Raw genomic sequence first — 18,815 nt, 5'->3', positions numbered from 1 at the left:
CTCGATTGCTATTTTGAAACAACTTCGTGTCAATATGGCAATGTTATTCGCACATGCGCATGGTACCATTGTGAAGGATATGATGTGCTCTCATTTCGGCAATTTCTGAAACAGGAGCAACGATCTATGACGATCACACAGCGACAGGTTGTTATCTGGGGACTGGGAATACTCATTATCGGCAATATCATCTTTTTCCTCGTGTTTGCCCTCAGCGGGGGCTGGTTCACTGCTGCAACTTCGGGCATTTCAGCGCTGATCAGCCTTGCCCTGTTGAAAGCATACCGTCGCGGGTGGCGGCACGCTCCCAATGTGCTGATTGTTATTGCCTCAGTCACTGCGGGATCCGCCACCAGTCTCTTGCTCAGAGGGGACGTGGTTGGCTTTCCCATGGCGCTGTTGTTCCCTGCAGTACTGGCGTCGGCGATGACCGGCCCGCTATGGGTGATAGCCAGCGCTCTCCTGACCGCTGCCATCTATGCTGGTCGGGTGATCGCCGCCGGCATATCGCTCAACATCACCGATCCCATTGTTTACCTGATGCTCGTCGGCGTTCTGCTATTGGCGCGCGCGGTGCTTGACACGACGGCGCGGCAGGCGGACGAGGCGCGCCGTCGTGCAGAAGCGGCGCAGGCGCAGGCGGAAGAGCAGGCGCGTGCGCTGGAAGCCGCCAATGCCAACCAGCAAGCGCAACTCGACGAACAGCGCCGCCTGCTCGATCTGGTTGCCACCCTCGAAATCCCGGCAATCACCCTTGCCAACGGCGTCCTGTTCGCGCCGATTGTCGGCAATCTCGACAGCCGCCGTTCGGCGCTCCTCACCTCGCGCTTGCTCAATGCAGCGCACCATCAACGCGCACACCACGTGATTATCGACATTTCCGGCGTCTCGATGGTGGATACTGCCGTTGCGCAGGCGCTGATCAACGCAGCACAGGCGCTCCGGCTGATCGGCTGCCGCGTGACGTTGAGCAGCGTTTCACCGGATGTGGCGCTGACCCTGACGCAGCAGAACATTCAACTGAGCGACATTATCACCGTGCGCAGCCTGCAGGAAGCCCTGACGATGGGTTATGGGGGGCAGTTATCGGATAACCAGCGGCAGGTGGACAGGGTAGACAACAGGCGGCGGCGGGATGTTTACGCCGGCGACAAATGATGAAGTGTTGCCATCGGCATCGATGTTGGTTGCAGTAATCTGAAGCAAAGCAAGGGCGCCGCCGGCAATCGCAAATGAGAATGTTCCGTCTTCTGCCGATGCGCGCACAGCGCCCAGAAACTCACGCCCCTGTTCATCGGGATCGGCAAAAATCTCGACCTGGCAATCCCGGCAGGCTGTGCCAACCACCTTTGTTTGATCGACCATCTGGATCGTCGGCGGTGAAATGCCGCGGTTGGCGCCATTGATCAGGAGAATGCCGCTGCCGGTATTGGCAGTGATGCTATTGCTCGACACACGGTTTCGCGCTCCGCCGGAGATAGTCACGCCAGGCGCTGCATTCTCGCTAATCGTGTTGCTGCGGATCAGGGTCTGTGACGTTCCTGTAAGAACGATGCCGCTGAGCAACTCGCAGTCGTCGCGCTGGGCGTCGAAACCGTCCCATGGCGCCTCCAATGCCTGATTGAACCGTATGGTATTGCTGATAATCGTCGTGCCATCCCCTATCACGCACATACCAGAGCGGGCATTGCGGCGGATGGCATTTTCCTGGACAACCGTATTATCACCTTCGATGAGCAGACCGGACAGTTGATTGGATGCGAAGGTATTGGATGGTCCGACGATATTGCCGTCGCCGGCGATCAGCGCCCCGTGCCGCTGATTCCCCAGTGGTGTCGTGGCGTCCGCGCCGATGCCGATCAGGTTATAGGCAATGCGGTTATGAGCGCCGGCAACTGTGATGCCGTTGCCGCCGTTGTAGGCGATGATGTTGCCTGCGCCCGGAGTATCGCCGCCGATCAGAGCAGCCTCGACCGTCTCATAAAGCAGGATGCCTTCGCGGGTATTCCCGCGCGGCAGGATGCCGCTGGCGTCGACGCCGATGTAATTGCCCAAAATGTGGTTCAGACGCGCCTTGGGAGGCGTCGTCTCGTAGTACTGACCGATGAAGATGCCGTATCCGTTGCCGGAAATAATATTCCGCTCAGCAGCCGTCTCACCGCCGACAATGTTCTTGTGAGCGCCATCGACCAGGAACACGCCGCCCTCACGATTGCCCATCGGTGTGGATCGGTCGGGCGCAAGACCGATGACATTTCCGATGATACGGTTCTCGCTCGCGTTCCAGATCATGACCCCATAGTCATTTCCCGAAATCACATTGCCGTTGCCTGGTTTGCCGATGACATTGTGATGCGCACCGCCGCTGACGAGGACGCCGTAGTACCCATTGCGCTTCGCCTGCATTCCGCTCACATCGATGCCGATCCAGTTTCCGGCGACCGTATTGCTGATCGTGGCGCTTCCATCGATGCGGATGCCTGTATACTCATTCCCGCTGATGGTATTGCGATCCTCCTCGCCGCTGCCGCCGATAAGATTGTTGTGCGCGCCGTCACGAATGTCAATACCGTAATAACTTGGAGTTCCATCCGGATCGACGCCATCCGGCAGCACGCCGATGAAACACCCGGCGATCACATTATCGTGGGCGAACTCCCCCTCGATGGCAATACCGGCATCCCAGAACGAGACCAGCGCCAGCCCGCGAATGACATTGCTGGCAGAGGTGATGGTCAGTCCGTTCAATCCGCCCGGACCATCGTACACGTCCGTGCCGTCGAGCACGATCACCGGATAGGACAGCAAACCGGCGCCCGGTTGCGTTCTCCCATCAATCACCACGTTGCCGCGCGTCAGAGCGGGCAATGCCAGGTAATTCGGACGAATGCGCCAGATCGTGGCGCGGGGCTCGTAGCCGGCGTCGCTGTCGGGGATAGCGAAATGAATGCGGAGGAGCGGACCGGCAGGCTCGACATTGGCGGCAGTCAACGCCTCGCGCAGCGAGATGCCTGCACCGCCTGGATCTTCGATCAGGTCCTCAAAAGAAGACGTATCTCCATCAAGTTCATCAAGCGTTGTTGTTATCGTGATGATCCTGGTATCGGATGCGCTGGAAAGGGCAGATCGGCGCCGGTTGCTGTCAGGCGTCTTGTGTGAGGGTGTGCTCATTATCGTGGCGATTGCTGCACGGGCGATGCGCGGCGCCTTGCCGCCGAAGGGCGCAACACTCCACACTCCTATCACGATGCCGGTGATCATCGTGAGAAGCGTCAGGAACACGCTGGCTGCACGACGCGCTGGAGATCGGCGCGCCATTCCTCCTCCTCTGGCACACGAGCGACGCCGGTAATCGCAGGACCCGCGCTCTGCGTTTCATATGCGCGGGAACGGTCATCATTGGGAGTGAAACGTCTCTCCTGCACAAATATTATTATATGGAAGGGCCTGACGGAGTTCAAGTCAAAATACCGTTATGACAAGGGCGATCATCGATCACCAAGAAGCCTGCTATAATGGGGCAAAACCGCTGTAATACACCTGGAGGTCCAGAGGCTATGATTATGACGCGCAACCGTGCGCCCGAGGGAGATCCGATTTCGATCCAGAACGGGCGCCTTCATGTGCCAGATATGCCCATTATTCCCTATGTCGAAGGCGATGGCACCGGTCCCGATATCTGGCGAGCGAGTGTGCGCGTCTTCGATGCCGCCGTCGAACGGGCGTATGGCGGCCGGCGAAAACTGATGTGGTGCGAGGTGCTGGCCGGCGAGAAAGCATTCAACCTCACCGGCAGCTGGTTGCCGGATGAGACAGTTGAGGCGTTCAAGAAATACCTGGTCGGCATCAAAGGTCCGCTGACGACGCCGGTTGGCAAGGGTATTCGGAGCCTGAACGTTGCGTTGCGCCAGTTGCTCGATCTGTATGTCTGTTTGCGCCCGGTACGCTACTTCCAGGGTGTCCCGTCGCCGGTCAAGCGTCCCGAACTGGTCGATATGGTCATCTTCCGCGAGAATACGGAAGACATCTACGCCGGCATCGAGTACGCCGCCGGCACTCCTGAGGCGCAGCGCGTGCTCGACTTCATTCGCACGACCTTCCCGCAGGATTTCGAGAAGATTCGCTTTGGCACGGCGGATAAAGTGCGCGAGTTTCTCGCCATGCTGGGGGATGGCGGGGAAGAAGGCGCAATCGAAGTCGGTATCGGCATCAAACCCGTCAGCCGGTTGGGAACAGAGCGCCTGGTGGCCGCCGCCATTCAGTACGCCATTACGCATCGGCGCCGAAGCGTGACCTTTGTGCACAAAGGCAACATTATGAAATTCACCGAAGGGGCATTCCGCGATTGGGGATACGCACTGGCGGAGCGCGCCTTCGGCGAACACGTCTACACATGGGCGCAGTGGGAGCGCACCAAAGCCGAAAAGGGCGAGGCGGCAGCGAATGCTGAGCAGCGCGAGGCGCTGGCTGCCGGAGCCATCCTTATTAAGGATGCGATTGCCGACATCACCCTCCAGCAGGTGCTCACACGACCGGAGGAGTTCGATGTGATTGCGACTCTCAACCTCAACGGCGACTACCTGAGCGACGCGCTGGCGGCGCAGGTCGGCGGCATCGGGATTGCGCCTGGCGGGAATATCAACTACATCACCGGTCACGCCATCTTCGAAGCGACCCACGGTACGGCGCCGAAGTATGCCAATCTGGATCGGGTCAATCCGGGCAGCGTCATCCTGAGCGGCGACATGATGCTGCGCTATATGGGTTGGACCGAAGCGGCCGATCTCATCATTCGCGCTCTCGAGAAAACCATCTCGCAAAAGATCGTCACCTACGACTTCGCCCGCCTGATGAGCGGCGCAAAGGAAGTCAAGACCTCACAGTTCGCCGACGCGATGATCGCCAATATGGACGGTGAATAAAACCAGACCTGATCATGTGGAGACGTTGCATTGCAACGTCTCCACATGATCAGGTCTCCGCCTCTCCTGCCTGTTATTCATCGGCGGCCGGCATTGGTCCCCAACCGCGCTCCTCGACAACCTGGAAAATGTCGGTGTCGCTGATGATTCCGACAATCTGATCGCGTTCACGCACGGCAGCCCGACGAATATTCTTGTCGATCATCAATTTGCTACAGTCGCGCAGCGACATATCGGGCGAGACATACACCAACGGGCGTGACGCCAGTGCATTGACGACGACTTCCTCTGGTGAGCGATCTGCTGCGACGATCTTTTGCAGCACATCGCGCATGGTCATAATCCCCCACTCGCCGCTCGCATCGGGTTCGACCAGCACACTGGTGATGCCATGCCGGTTCATGATATGGATCGCCTCAGCAGCTACGGCATCAGATGCGACGCTAATGACTTTGCGCGTCATCACCTCGCCGACGGTAAACGGACGTGGCGCCTCAGCGGATGACTGGCTGGCGCGCAGGCGTTGTTTGAGCGGCGCGGCATAGCGATCAAGCGAAAACATCGCCACACTGACTTTACGACGACTTGCACGCGCGGCTGCGGTCTCCAGCGGTCCTTCGAGGAAGGTGACCAGGACAAATGTTTCTTCATCGACGGGCGGCGTTTCAAGAAGTTCGATAGTCCTGCCATCGAATCGTCCACGCACGGTAAACATAGCATCGTCTCCTTTCGCTGCGCCATTGCGTGCTGATTGTACCACAGACCGGGGCGGAGTGACGCGCTGCAGCAGAGACAATTGCACCTCAACCGCGCAGGTCGAGGCGCTCAGCATCGGCGTTGACCATGAACGTTGCGGTTCGCTCAAAATACTGGATCAGCGCGGGCCGCACATCTTCTGGAAAGCCAGCCTCATCAATAGCAGCGCGCATATGATTGACCCACGCATCACGTTCCGCCTGCCCGATCACGAAGGGCAAATGCCGCGCCCGCAGCCGCGGATGCCCTCGCATCGCCGTGTAGCGTGGCGGTCCGCCAAAGTACTGGGTGATGAACAGGAACTGATGAAGTTTACCCGGTTCGAGATCCGCCGGGAACATGGGGCGCAGGAGGGGATCGCGCTCAATGCGCGCATAGAATGCATCGACCAGGCGACGGAATGGCTCATCGCCGCCTGCGCGTTCGTAGATTGATCGTTCAGCGTTCATTGCTCGATAAAGATTTCTTCGATGATCCGGCCTTCCCATGCAGCGTGGGGCGCAATGCCAAGTGCGCGCGCCAGCGTCGGCGCCGTGTCGAGCAGGCTGACCGGCGCCGTGATCCGGTGATTGCGCCGGATCGCGCGACCGGCAGCGATCCAGGGAATCGTCATATCTTCAGGCATATCCGTACCATGCGTCCGCTCGTGCCCGCCGTGGTCCGCCTGAACGACAATCGTAGCATCCGCTGGCATTGCATCGAGCACTCTGCCGAGCAACCCATCGACCCGCTGCAGTTGGCCGAGATACTCCGGCGACATCCAGCCAAATGCGTGCCCTGCAGCGTCAACCGAACCAAAGTAGAGAAAGACGACATCGAAAGACGTGCCTTCTTCGCGCAGCAGTCGCACCGCTTCTGCGCCGACCGCATCATCATATGCGTGATTGAGCGGCGGCTCGCGATAGTAACTGTATGCCACCTGTTCCGGGCGACTCACGTCGCGCAACGGCTCCCAATTGTGGATAGAGGCGGCGCGTTTTCCAGCGGCGCGCGCCTGTTCGATCAATCCAGGCAACGGGCGCGCCATTGGTGTGAAGACGTTGGTCGTAATGCCGTGGCGTGCCGGAAGAACGCTGTGGAAAATCGACATATGGCAGGGCAGCGTGACCGAAGGCATCACGCTCTGCGCTTGCATCGTCGCCGATCCTGCGGCACGCAGCGCATCGAGGTTCGGGCATGACGCCATGTCGAGCGCATCGGGTCGCGCGCCATCGATCATGATGAGGATAACCATAGATGTCCTGGCAGTTTTGTAAATCCCTGCTCGCACGCATTATACCAGAGTCCTGCCGGATCGGGAGGCTGTGGAGAGGTTGACGAAACATCGGAACTGCCGCCGCGGGCTGAGCATGTCGAAACCAGCGGCGAACAGGCGATGGGTATGGTGTGGCGTGCGAATACGAACGTGCGGTCAGTCAGACAAGATGTTCGAGCGTTCGTTGCGCCAGGCGCAACGGTCAACGCACATCGGCAAACATGTCGTGGACGCAGACTGCGCATTGGCATCAGCAGCCCCAGCGGGGCTTTCATGTTCTCAGCGAGGGCTTTAGCCCGTAGCAATCCGGTGTCCCGCCGCGCGCCCCGGCAGTATTGTACGAACAATCGCGTATAAGTATGGCGCTGGCGGGGCTGAGGTTAAGAGCCTGAGGGGTTCGGATAGGCTCTACGCTGCCGCTTGCACACTCAATTCGGCGAACTGGCGCAGCAGCACCAGCGAGTCGGTTGCGGCTTCGTGAACCTGCACATCGTCGTCTTGCGTGGCTTGTTCAAGCGCGTTGATAACCTCGGGCAGGGCAGCCGGAGATCCAATGCGTCCCAGCGCGCGCGCTGCCGCTTCACGCGCGTAAGCGTCGCGGTCGCTGAGCAACCGGCACAGACCATAGACAACAGCCGGCTTTCCCGCGTATTCGCCCAACTGCCCCAGCACAAGCGCTGCTGAGGAGCGATAGAAACTGTCATCATGGACGAGATGACTCTCGATGTATGTCAGTGCATCACTGGTGATGGCGCGTTCGCGCAGCAAACCAATTGCACGCGCTGCTGCAAAGCGCGTCTCAGCATCGGAGTCGCGCAATGCAACCTCGAGCAAACGATAGGTCAGCCCAGGCGACGGTGCATCGACCATCACCCCCAGCAGGCGCGCAGCATAGGCGCGCGTTTGGGCTACCACGTCCGACAGCGCCGACTCGATCAGCGCCAGATCAGTGCCGGTATATCGACCATTGCGCGACCGCAGGCGGCGCAGGGCATCGATGCGATCCTGGCCGTTCAGTTCGCGCAGCAGATCGCGTATCCACACGAACGACCAGGGGTAGACGTCTAATTCGCGTTCGATCGTGCTGCGCAGCCAGAAACTGTGCCGTGCATTGAGGCATTGGATGGCTAGCGGAATGGTTTGCAACTCGATCATCAGGCGCTCGACCGTGATACAGAGGTCGGTGCTGGTGCGCAAGTTGCGTTCGATATCGAGCGCCGTCGGATAGCGGGTGCGTATGATCCGGCTGACGAGAAGATTGGCGCCGGTATCGTGCGCGATCGTCGCCAGCGTCACGACAGCATCGACCGGATAATCGGACAGCGCATTCAGGAATGGCGTCAGGGTGCGCAACGCCAGGTAGGGAACGACGCCGGGGCTGCCCGCCAGCTGGACTTCCTGACGCGGATGGCGCGCAAAGACCTTGAGGTAGTCGGCTATCTGTTGCCGCCATATATGCCGGTCGAACATAAGTCACCTGCTGGATGCGGCGAGGAAGAAGCGGCGCGTACTACAGGCGCGCATAGGACCTTCCACCAGTATAGCATGCGATGGCAAGACCGTATCACCTCATTCTTACGGATTGGTTACAGAAATCACATCATTTTGATGCTCTTGTCTGTTTCCATAAGAAGACTTCGCTGCAAAAAGCGAACCACGACGGTCACAAAGGGACACAAAGGAAATGAGCTTCATGTTTCTTCACCTTCGTGCGCTTCGTATCCTTGGTGGTTAAGCCTTTGTGCAGTGGACTCATAAGAAGGTACGCACAGCGGCGAAACCATGTTTCATGAGAATCGGCATCGAGGCTTAGGTAAGCGAAGCGGCACGGAATACTCCGCGCCGCTTCAGGTTCAATCGCAGGGGTGGTGCCAGGGACCGGGAACGATCCGGTGACCTCGTGTTTTTCAGACACGCGCTCTACCAACTGAGCTACCCTGGCAGGTGCAAGGGGATTGACGATTGACCGGCCAGTGCACTGCCGTGGTGGGCGATGACGGACTCGAACCGCCGACATCCTCGGTGTAAGCGAGGTGCTCTACCAACTGAGCTAATCGCCCGTGGTGCCGAGGAAGGGACTTGAACCCTTACGAACATTTCTGTTCACTAGGCCCTCAACCTAGCGCGTCTGCCAATTCCGCCACCTCGGCTTGCGCATGGCATTATAGCCCTGTTCATGGCGATTGTCAACCATGTTTCGGTGCGAGGCCACACGCACGCACTGCCGCGCCTCATCGGTTGCTCCACTCGATGCCGCCGGTTCCGACCGACGACTTTCGCGCAGGCGTGAACGCCTGCCGCTAAACGCGCGACGCTTTATGTATTTTTCTCCGCGCACCCGTCTCTGTTGATGTGACCAGGGAATGCAATCGTCGTTCAATGTTCAACATCGAGAGGAGACTCATTATGAATCGGATCGATCTTCGTCAGGTCAGACGCACGTACACCACGCATATTGTGCCAGACGAAGCATGTGTCGGGTATGTCGCCCCTTCCGGGCATCCGCAGATCGGCGATCTTCTGGTTGCCGAGGTTGCCAGCGTCGGCAAACATACCTCAGTTGAGACGATCAGCGGGCTGACCATGAATATTTTCCCCGGCGATCTGATGATTGGTGCGTTTGGGAACAGGTATGCGACCGATCAGTACGAAGGGTATGTGCCTGCCGTCTGGCGCGATCAGTGCGACCTGCTCTCGATTGGCGGCGTGTGTGGCGAGGTCTGTTCAGCCCATACGTCGATGGGATCGCCGACACGTTTGCGGGTGTTGGGGGCGCTTTGTGATGCGCATGGTCGCTCACTCAATCTGCGCGATTTTGCGCGTCCCTCGCGTGCTCAACTGCCTGCCGGGCAGGTCATTCTTGTCGTTGGAACGTCGATGAACTCCGGTAAGACGACAACCGTCGGCGCCCTGGCGCGTGCATTGCGTCGGGCTGGCATGCGCGTTGCAGCCGCCAAGATCACCGGCACCGCTGCCGGCAAGGATGGACGTTTCTTCCAGAGTTGCGGCGCCGATCCGGTGTTCGATTTCACGCACTGCGGCTTTCCTTCGACGTATATGCTCGATCAGCACGATCTCCTTGCCATCTTCGCCGATCTCTCGAATCGCCTGGCTGCCGTGGCGCCTGATTTCAGCATCATCGAGATTGCCGATGGCATCTTCCAGCGCGAGACGCGCCTGCTGCTCGAAAGCGACGAATTGCGCGCACGGGTGGATCACGTATTCTTCTCGGCTGGTGATAGCCTGGGAGCAGAGTGCGGCGTGCGGCGTTTGCGCTCAGAGGGATGGCCCGTGCGCGCAGTGACCGGTCTGGTGACTGCCAGCCCGCTGGCGATGCGCGAAGTGGAAGAGTTCGTCGGCATCCCCTGTCTCAGCATTGATCGGCTGATGACCGGCGATACGCTGCTGGATCTCCTTGGCGCATCGCACGTCCTGGCGGTCGGTGAGTCGCGCGAGATGCGATATGCTGCGTGATATTCGTCAGACGCTCATAACGCTGAGGGCGCCGGATCTGATCCGGCGCGCAGGAGAAAGGGCAAGAACCAATCGTTTTGTCTGCGTTCTTGCCTGGCTCTTGCCCTTTCTCTGCCCGGATCGGTTGCGCTTGCTGGGCGCGGCAATCGTCACGCTGTTGCTGACCCTCATCGAAACAGCGACGCCGGTGATCATTGGGGCGTTTGTAGACGCGATGCTCGATACAACCGGTGACGCTCATTCCGCCCCTCTGCGCGGCGGATGGTTGTTGATCGCCCTGCTGGTTGCCGCTGCCCTGGCGCGCGGTGTTCTTGTCGCACGCCAGCAGGCGCAGGTCGGCGAGCTCGGTGAGCGCGTGGCAGCGCGCATCTGCGCACACCTGTGGGCGCACTTGCAACACGTGCCGATCGACTATGTGCGCCGCCGCGGTCCGGGACGGCTGTCGCTGCGCTTTATCAGCGACACGCGGATGCTCCAGCGGTTGATTGCGCAGGGCATCGTGCAACTGGCGCAGGACCTGCTCTTTCTCGGTGCGATCCTGCTGGTGTTGACGACGATCAACTGGCGCATGACGCTGGGGGTGGCGCTGGTGATGCCGGTGTATGTCGTTCTGTTTCATCGGTTGAACCCATCGCTGCGCAACGCCAGTCGTGCGGCGCGGCGCAGCCGGAGTCGTCTGGCGGCATATCTGCATGATCGTCTCGAGGGTATGGCAATCATCAAAGCATATGTGCGTCAGGCGGTCGAGGATCGCCGGTTGCGCCGTCTGGCGCGCCGCCTTGCGCGCCACGGCGCGCGTCGCGCCGCGCAGAGCGGGCTGCTTCAAGGAGTCGCCGCCGGTGCAGTTGCGCTGAGCAGCGTGATCGTTCTGGCATTGGCTGCTGTTGAAATGTCGTCTGGACGGATCACGGCCAGCGGACTGGTATTGTTCTACACTATGCTGGGGTTGATCGTGCCGATCTTCCAGCGTATCGCGGTTGCCAATCGCGTCTTTCAGGAGTCGTACATCTCGCTTGATCGACTCTGGCACACGCTGAATGTCGCTTCGGAGCGTCCTGTGCGCGATACACGTCCATTATTGCAGGTAAGCAGCGGGTTGATTACGGTCGAAGACGTGACTTGTCGGCGTGCGGATCGCGGTGTTGTGCTGCGACGGGTGACGTTCCACGCCGGACGCGGCGAACTAGTCGCTATCACCGGACCCAACGGCGCCGGGAAGAGCACATTGCTGGAGTTGCTCCTGGGACTGCGTGAGCCGGCGTCGGGGAGGGTTTGCATCGATGGGCAATCGATCACCGATGTTGCCCTCGACTCACTGCGCACTGCGATCGGTTTCGTGCCACAGGACGCGCCGCTCCTTGATGGGTCGATTGTTGAAAACATTCTGTACGGCGTGCGGGCGGGCGTGCCTGAGGAGCAGATCGAACGCGCCGCGCGCCTGACGGGGGTTGATCGTCTGGTCGCCGGGTTGCCCGACGGATGGCGCACGCAGGTCGGTCCTGGCGGCAACAACCTCTCTGGCGGGCAGCGTCAACTGGTGGCGCTTGCGCGCGCGCTTGCCGGCGATCCGCCGATTCTGCTGCTCGATGAAGCTGGTTCCGCCCTTGATGCCGAAACTGAGGAGCGGCTCGCCAGAACGCTACGGAACATTGCGCAGGAGCGCACCGTTATTGTGTCGGCGCATCGCCCGGCAACGCTGCGTCTTGCTGATCGCATCTACGTACTGGAACGCGGATGTGTGGTCGAAACCGGAACCCACGACGACCTGCTGGCGGCAGGCGGCGTCTATGCCCGCCTCTTCCGCACCAGCACGGCGACCGAGGACCGACAATTCGTTGAGACTGACCCCGACGCAGAGACTGACGTGACGTGCGGCTGGTGAGGCCAAGACAATGCCTTCGTCTCCCCAACGAAATGGTCCAGATAGGCTCGAACTCTGATGATATGATCGTCACTTGCCGCATCCCTTGTTTGACGCTAGAGCCTGTTATGTACTTTCGAGCATAACGGTAATGAACCGCGCTTCGACCCGCTCAGCGCATCGCGCTTCGGCAGGCTCAGCGCATCGCTTCAGCATGAGCATCGCAAAGGCCAGAACATGCAATCCCGCCAAGGTCTCCGGCAACCACTCATCATCGCGCGCCAGCCGGCGAAAGCGCGCCATCGCTTCGACCGGCTCAGCGCTTCGCCAGGCGAAGCCTCGCTCAACGACCCGGCGGCGCGGCAGCGGCACGAAGCCGCGTTTGGCTTCCGACAGCTTAACGACCTCCAGCCGGATGCCGTGGGCGTGGGCGTCGGCCGCCGGTTGTTCCCCTGTATCGCCCTGGTCGACGAACGCCACTTCGACGCTTCGGCTGGCTCAGCGCAAGCAGGCTCAGGCGCCGCTTCGACCGACTCGCCCGTGACGGCGCAGTGCGCTGAGCGCGTCGAAGCGTGGACCTGTTCCGCCAACGCTTCGACAAGCTCAGCGCAGGCGCTTCGGCAGGCTCAGCGCAGCGCGCGGCGACCTGCGCTTCGACGCTTCGGCAGGCTCAGCGCACGCAGGCTCAGCGCATCGCGCGCGTTCCTGTTCGTTGGTGGGCGTGACGACCACGCTTCGGCAGGCTCAGCGCAGGCGCTTCGGCAGGCTCAGCGCAGGCGCTTCGGCAGGCTCAGCGCATCGCGGCCAGCAACTGGCCCAGCGTATCAACCGCCACGTGGACCTTGCCGCCCCCCCTTTCTCCCCCCACATGCGGGGGGGGAAAGGGGGGGACGTTGATGCCCGTCATCGCCGGCGCGCGCTGCGCCCCCCCTGCGGGGGGGGGCAGGGGGGGCGATTGCATCGTGCGCGCGTCAACGATCACCGCACGCGGCGGTGCGCTGAGCCGGTCGAAGCGCGCAGGCGCGCGCCCTTCGATTTCACGCAACAGCGCGCGCAGATCATGGACGAGCGTCGCAAAGACCCCGGCCTTCAGCCAGCGCTGGGTTTGCTGATAGACGGCGCCCCACGGCGCACGGCGGCGGAGCGCTGGGCATCATGCGCCAGGGCGCTCCCGTGCGATGCGCTGAGCCTGCCGAAGCGCGGACGATCCAGCGCAATCCGTTCAAGACCTCGCGCAGCGAGTGGTCGCGCTGCGGGGCGTCTTCGGTCATGAAGGTCAGGGAGGGAGCGCGGAGCGCTGAGCCGGTCGAAGCGACGAAGGCCCGCTCCTCGCTTCGACCGGCTCAGCGCTCCGCGTCGCTCACATCGCTTGGATAGGGTTGACGTGTCATGCTGAAAGCATACCACGTTTATCTCTGAAGTGCATAACAGGCTCTAAGCGGCCAGGGGAGCAGCTCTAGTGGTCAGACCGCAAGAGCGGGCGACTATCATCCCAAAGCTCCAGAGCGCCAAGATGACTGCTTGAGGGTGACTCAGATGCCCCATGTGCTGAGAAACAGTTTCTCTCCATTGCTGGAGCGCTTCGTGGGGCGCCTTGCATCCTCCCTGTTCCAATCACTCGTGAGGAGGGATGATACCCACTAAGCGGCCTGCTCAGCAACAAATGACTCTAAAAAAAACCTACATTTGTAAGCCTCCCCCCTGAAGGGGGAGGGATATGGGGAGGGGGTGCCGCCTGGCCGGGCGCTTCTATCAAATGTATCGCTTCTCCGTCTTCACCACCATCCCGGCGTTGACCAATGCAGGCGGCGCCGACGCCGATCCGTGCGTCTTTGGCGGCATGGATGTGCGCGAGGCGCTCTCCGCCGGGGGCAACGTATTGTCCTGATCACAACGATAAGATTCCTGCTATACTTACCGAACCGCGTCGCGGGATGACATCCGGCGGCGCTTGTACTCTTTAAGGGAGTGCGTCCATGGATCAATTCCGTCGCATCTGGCCCTTTGTGCGGCGCTACCGGCGCCGGTTGCTGATCGGCGCCCTGTGCGCCCTGGCAGCAACCGCCGTTGCCGCAATGATTCCGCAAATTGTGCGCTTTGCCGTTGATGACCTGAATACACGCGGTGTTGTTCTCGATCGCCTGCTCCAATACGGCGGATTGCTGCTGCTCGCTGCCCTGATCGAAGGCGTGCTGCGATACGGACAGCGCACTCAGATCATTGGCACGTCGCATCTAATCGACTTCGACATGCGCGAGGCGTTGTTCGCCAAACTATTGACGCTCGATCAGGGGTTTTTCACGACGATGCACACCGGCGATCTGATGACGCGGGTGACGAACGACCTCTCGGCAGTGCGCATGTTCCTCGGTCCCGGCGTCAGCAACCTGTTTAGTTCGACATTGCTGCTGCTGACAGCCGCAACATTCATGTTTCTCACGAAGCCGTTGCTTGCCGCGATCGTCGTCCTGCTCCTGCCCATGGTCGCGGTGTTGTTCGTTGTCATTGGCGGACGTATGCGCGCGATCTTCCGCAAGGTGCAGGATCAGTTCGGCGAGATTTCAACCCGCGCTCAGGAGAACTTCAGCGGCATTCGCACGATCAAGGCGTATGCCCAGGAAGATGCCGAGATCCGCGTGTTTCGCGAAGCCAATGAACGCTACCGCGCGCTCAATTTGCGCTATGTGCTGCTGAGCGGCATGCTCTGGCCGATTATCGGCTTGATGTTGGGAACGATTGGTGCGTTTGTGCTGCTCATTGGCGGACGGATGGTCGCAGCCGGGGAGATGACCGTTGGTGAACTGGTGTTGTTCAACGCCTACCTGGCGCAACTCGCGTGGCCCGTTATCGCGCTCGGCTGGACGGTGGACCTCTATCAGCAAGGAGCGGCGTCGCTGGTGCGCATTGGCGAGGTGTTGCAGCGCCGCCCTGCGATTGCCTCGCCGCCCGATGCGCCGCGCGACTTCGTGGTTCAGGGAGAGGTCGAGTTTCGCAACGTCGGGTTGCGCTTTGCATACAACCAGCATACGAATGGCAATGCTTCCGCACAGCATGCATCTGCGCTCGCGCCTCATGCCCATCCACCCGTCGCAGGCGCGCCAGAATGGGTGCTGCGCCATATTTCGTTTCGCATCCCGCAGGGCAGTTCACTGGGGATTGTCGGCGCAACCGGCGCCGGCAAAACGACCCTCGTCAACCTGCTGGCGCGGGTGCGCGACCCGGACGAAGGGCAGGTGCTGGTCGATGGGTATGATGTGCGCACCCTGCCGCTCGACGCACTGCGGCGCAGCATCGGTTATGTGCCGCAGGATACGTTTCTGTTCAGTACGCCTATCCGCGAGAATGTGACCTTTGGCAGACCAGACGCGACCGGGGAGCAGATCGCCCATGCCCTCGCCGTCTCGCGGCTAGCCAACGATGTCGAGCAGTTCCCGGAAGGGATCGACACCCTGATCGGCGAGCGCGGCGTCACGCTGTCTGGTGGGCAGAAGCAGCGCACTGCCATCGCTCGCGCCATCCTGCGCGACCCGGCGATCCTGATTCTCGACGATGCGTTATCGAGTGTCGATACACACACCGCTGCCGAGATCCTCGCCGGTCTACGCACGATGATGAAAGGACGCACCGGCATTATTATCGCGCAGCGCATCGCAACGGTGAAAGATGCCGATCAGATCACCGTGCTGCACAACGGCGAGATCGTTGAACGCGGCACCCACCGTGAATTGATCGAACGCGGCGGACGGTACGCCGAGATGTACCGCCGTGAATTGCTGCGCGCCGAATTGGAAGATGAGTAGCGCCGTTGCACCGCAACGGTGCACCATGCAGCGACGCAGCGTCACGAGGTAATACCAATGCGCGGTCATTTGGACCATGTTGCCGGGGCGCTGCGGGCTAAAGCTCTCGCTGAGGCAAGTGAAAGCCCCGCTGGGGCTGCTGATGCCGATGCGCGGTCGTGCGTCCACGACACGATTGCCGGTGCATATTGACCGTTGCGCTTTGCATAATGAACGCTCGAACATTTTGTCTGACTGATTGTGATGTGGTATAAGGTATTGCAACGACGCACGGACGCTTCGTACCAGGATTGCCAACGCATATCTCCTTCGTGTTCCTTCGCGCCCTTCGCGGATTGTTGCAGGAGAGCAGGGTTGTCTCATCTCCCGTTCGACCGCGCCGTTACGCAGCGAAGCGATGGCAATGGCGGATTACCTGTCACCTTCGTGTTCCTTCGCGCCCTTCGCGGATTATGTTCAGGAGACCAGGCATGTCTCACTCCCAATTCGATGACGATGAGATTTTGGGGAAAGCCTACGACGCAACGCTAGTGCGTCGCCTGGGGGTGTTCGTTGCACCGTACTGGCGGCGACTTGCGCTGGCGACGGCGCTGATGTTCGGCGGCGCAGCCGTGGAACTTGCGCCGCCGTTCCTTGTCAAGCAGGCCATTGACGGTCCGATCGCTGCGCGCGATCCGGCTGGCGTTCTGCCGCTTTTCGGGTTGTACGCCGCCGCGCTGCTGGCTGCCTTTGGCTTTCGCTACGGTCAGACCTATATTGTGCAGTCGGTCGGGCAACAGGTAATGGTCGATATCCGCACCCGCATCTTCAGCCACATTCAGCGCATGAGCCTGGCGTTCTTCGACCGCAATCCTGTCGGACGGCTGATCACCCGTCTGACGAACGATGTCGATGCGCTCAATGAGTTCATTACTCAGGGGACGGTGGCGCTGCTGGGGGACCTGGTGCGCCTGTTGTTCATCGTTATCACGATGCTGCTATTGAACTGGCGTCTGGCGTTGATCAGTTTCATTATGTTTCCGGCAGTTATGCTGGCATCGAGTGTGTTTCAGCACATCATGCGCGGCGTTTACCGGCGTGTCCGGCAGCGGATTGCGCGCATCAACGCTTTCCTGAACGAACAGATTAGCGGCGTGCTGGTGACGCAATTGTTCAACCGCGAAGAGCAGAGCCGCCTTCGCTTTGCGAAATTGAGCCGCGATTATCTGGCGGCGCAACTGGAGTCGAACCGGACCTTTGCGGTTTTTTTCCCGCTCATCAACTTCCTTTCGGTGACGGCGATGGCGCTGCTCCTCTACCTTGGCGGTCAGGCGGTGCTGGCGGACATTGCAACCCTTGGCATGTTGGTGGCGTTCATTCAGTATACCGACCAGGCATTTCAGCCAATCCGCCAGATCGCCGAACGCTACAACACCTTCCAGTCGGCGATGGCATCGGCGGAACGGATTTTCCGTGTGCTCGACACGCCTGCCACGGTCGTCGATCCAGAGCAGCCGCGCTCGCTGCCGTCACCGGTGCGCGGCACGATCGTTTTCGAGAACGTATGGTTCACCTACGATGCCGAAGTCGCCGGTCCTGACGGCTCAGGGCTGGCGGACTCGGACGACCGCTGGGTGCTGCGCGGCATTTCGTTCACCATCCCGGCCGGTCAGGCGGTGGCGGTGGTGGGAGCGACCGGCGCCGGCAAGACATCACTGGTCAGCCTGATGGTGCGCTTTTACGATATTCAGCGTGGTTCGATCAAACTCGATGGCATCGACATTCGGCAACTGCGCCAGGCGGAGTTGCGGCGCCATGTGAGCGCCGTGCCGCAGGACCCGGTGTGCTTCAGCGGTTCTATTGCCTCGAATATTCGCCTGCACGACGACAGCATCAGCGATGAGCAGGTGCGCCGCGCTGCCGAGATTGCGCGCGCGGCGCCGTTTATCGAGCAGCTGCCCGGCGGCTACGAGTACGAAGTGCGCGAACGCGGCAGCAACCTGTCGGTTGGACAGCGACAGTTGCTGGCATTTGCCCGCGCGATCGCCTTCAACCCTGAAGTGCTCCTCATCCTCGATGAAGCGACATCGAGCGTGGATACCGAAACCGAGGCGCTGATGCAGGAAGCGCTCGAACGCCTGATCCACGGGCGCACCAGTATTGTGATTGCGCATCGGCTTTCGACCATTCGCCATGTAGACCGCATCCTCGTGCTGCACAAAGGACGCCTCGTCGAAGATGGCTCGCACGACCAACTCCTGGCGAAACGCGGCTATTACTATCGCCTGTATCAACTCCAGTTTGCGGAGGAGGTTAAGGGTTAGGGGTGAGGTCAGGTTCTCGATTCTCATACTGATGCGCGGTCATTTGTACAAGAATGGTTTTTGAGAACATAATCCGGTATCGCCCGCCCCTGCCCGCGCCAGCGAGGGGCGCTGCGGGCTGAAGCCCTCGCTGAGGACACCCAAGCCCCTGCGGGGCTGCGCCAGGGCAGGCGCGGCGGGTGCTGGTGCAGGAATGCGTCCAGACCGCGCCGGCGGGCTTGTCGCCCGTCGCCTGCGGCTTCCGCCGCGGGCGAGCACCAGCCGGCGCCAGCGAGCGGCGCGGCGGACGGCGGGGGCGGGCTGAGGCCCGCCCTACGCTTGCGGGTCGCATACCCGCTCTCACCCGCACCGGCGGGCGTCGCGCCCCTCTCCCGTCCCTTCCGCCGCCAGGCGACACGGCGCCCGGCATACCGACCCGCCACCAGCGTGAGGGCTTCAGCGCCC

General features: G+C 60.8%; 12 protein-coding genes, 3 tRNA genes and 1 pseudogene. 7 read left to right on the top strand and 9 right to left on the bottom strand.

The genetic code is table 11. The features are described from left to right. Nucleotides 1-126: 126 nt before the first annotated feature. Nucleotides 127-1,158 (top strand): STAS domain-containing protein, encoded by a 1,032-nt coding sequence (locus tag AC3EA7_RS17580; RefSeq protein WP_488615371.1) that lies wholly within the window; start codon nt 127-129, stop codon nt 1,156-1,158. Here the strand turns inward: AC3EA7_RS17580 and AC3EA7_RS17575 are convergent. Beyond that, complete coding sequence (locus tag AC3EA7_RS17575) at nt 1,084-3,318, bottom strand: right-handed parallel beta-helix repeat-containing protein (RefSeq protein WP_488615370.1); 2,235 nt, start codon at nt 3,316-3,318, stop codon at nt 1,084-1,086. The two genes, AC3EA7_RS17580 and AC3EA7_RS17575, sit on opposite strands and share 75 nt — an antisense overlap. A gap of 245 nt (nt 3,319-3,563) precedes the next feature. On the opposite strand from AC3EA7_RS17575, the gene icd reads away from it, so the two are divergent. Continuing rightward, the gene (gene icd, locus AC3EA7_RS17570; protein ID WP_488615369.1) at nt 3,564-4,922 is read left to right on the top strand and encodes an NADP-dependent isocitrate dehydrogenase; all 1,359 of its coding nucleotides are present in this window, start codon (nt 3,564-3,566) and stop codon (nt 4,920-4,922) included. A 73-nt stretch (nt 4,923-4,995) separates the two neighbouring features. Here the strand turns inward: icd and AC3EA7_RS17565 are convergent, their stop codons facing one another. The 7 genes from AC3EA7_RS17565 to AC3EA7_RS17535 all read right to left on the bottom strand — a co-directional run bounded on the left by AC3EA7_RS17565 (nt 4,996) and on the right by AC3EA7_RS17535 (nt 9,083). Then, on the bottom strand, nt 4,996-5,637 hold the full coding sequence (locus AC3EA7_RS17565; RefSeq protein WP_488615368.1) for a CBS domain-containing protein: 642 nt from the start codon (nt 5,635-5,637) through the stop codon (nt 4,996-4,998). A gap of 88 nt (nt 5,638-5,725) precedes the next feature. After that, complete coding sequence (locus AC3EA7_RS17560; RefSeq protein WP_488615367.1) at nt 5,726-6,127, bottom strand: globin domain-containing protein; 402 nt, start codon at nt 6,125-6,127, stop codon at nt 5,726-5,728. Further along, nucleotides 6,124-6,912 (bottom strand): alkaline phosphatase family protein, encoded by a 789-nt coding sequence (locus AC3EA7_RS17555; RefSeq protein WP_488615366.1) that lies wholly within the window; start codon nt 6,910-6,912, stop codon nt 6,124-6,126. Before AC3EA7_RS17555 ends, AC3EA7_RS17560 begins: the two co-directional genes overlap by 4 nt. A 429-nt stretch (nt 6,913-7,341) precedes the next feature. After that, entirely contained in the window at nt 7,342-8,403 is a 1,062-nt protein-coding gene (locus AC3EA7_RS17550) for a HEAT repeat domain-containing protein (protein WP_488615365.1), read from the bottom strand. 396 nt (nt 8,404-8,799) lie between these two features. After that, nucleotides 8,800-8,875, bottom strand: a tRNA-Phe gene (locus AC3EA7_RS17545). Nucleotides 8,876-8,917: 42 nt separating this feature from the next. After that, nucleotides 8,918-8,993, bottom strand: a tRNA-Val gene (locus tag AC3EA7_RS17540). 1 nt (nt 8,994) lies between these two features. Next, nucleotides 8,995-9,083 (bottom strand) — tRNA-Leu (locus AC3EA7_RS17535). Between the two features lie 256 nt (nt 9,084-9,339). On the opposite strand from AC3EA7_RS17535, the gene AC3EA7_RS17530 reads away from it, so the two are divergent. Further along, entirely contained in the window at nt 9,340-10,407 is a 1,068-nt protein-coding gene (locus AC3EA7_RS17530; RefSeq protein ID WP_488615364.1) for a DUF1611 domain-containing protein, read from the top strand. Then, nucleotides 10,397-12,289 carry an ABC transporter ATP-binding protein gene (locus AC3EA7_RS17525; protein ID WP_488615363.1) on the top strand — a complete coding sequence of 631 codons (1,893 nt, stop codon included), beginning with the start codon at nt 10,397-10,399 and terminating at the stop codon, nt 12,287-12,289. The genes AC3EA7_RS17530 and AC3EA7_RS17525 overlap by 11 nt, the downstream gene beginning before the upstream one ends. A 105-nt stretch (nt 12,290-12,394) precedes the next feature. On the opposite strand, the pseudogene AC3EA7_RS17520 reads toward AC3EA7_RS17525, so the two are convergent. Continuing rightward, nucleotides 12,395-12,763: pseudogene (locus tag AC3EA7_RS17520) on the bottom strand (hypothetical protein); the annotation flags it as partial. 1,222 nt (nt 12,764-13,985) lie between these two features. Between AC3EA7_RS17520 and AC3EA7_RS17515 the strand changes: the two are divergent. The 3 genes from AC3EA7_RS17515 (at nt 13,986) to AC3EA7_RS17505 (ending at nt 18,371) form a co-directional block, all read left to right on the top strand. Next, the gene (locus AC3EA7_RS17515) at nt 13,986-14,156 is read left to right on the top strand and encodes a hypothetical protein (RefSeq protein WP_488615362.1); all 171 of its coding nucleotides are present in this window, start codon (nt 13,986-13,988) and stop codon (nt 14,154-14,156) included. Between the two features lie 88 nt (nt 14,157-14,244). Next, nucleotides 14,245-16,068: an ABC transporter ATP-binding protein gene (locus AC3EA7_RS17510; RefSeq protein WP_488615361.1), complete on the top strand. Its 1,824-nt coding sequence runs from the start codon at nt 14,245-14,247 to the stop codon at nt 16,066-16,068. 470 nt (nt 16,069-16,538) lie between these two features. Further along, on the top strand, nt 16,539-18,371 hold the full coding sequence (locus tag AC3EA7_RS17505; protein ID WP_488615360.1) for an ABC transporter ATP-binding protein: 1,833 nt from the start codon (nt 16,539-16,541) through the stop codon (nt 18,369-18,371). Nucleotides 18,372-18,815 lie beyond the last annotated feature (444 nt).

Source organism: Roseiflexus sp. (assembly GCF_057785375.1).
This window is presented reverse-complemented; position numbering and strand designations above follow the sequence as displayed.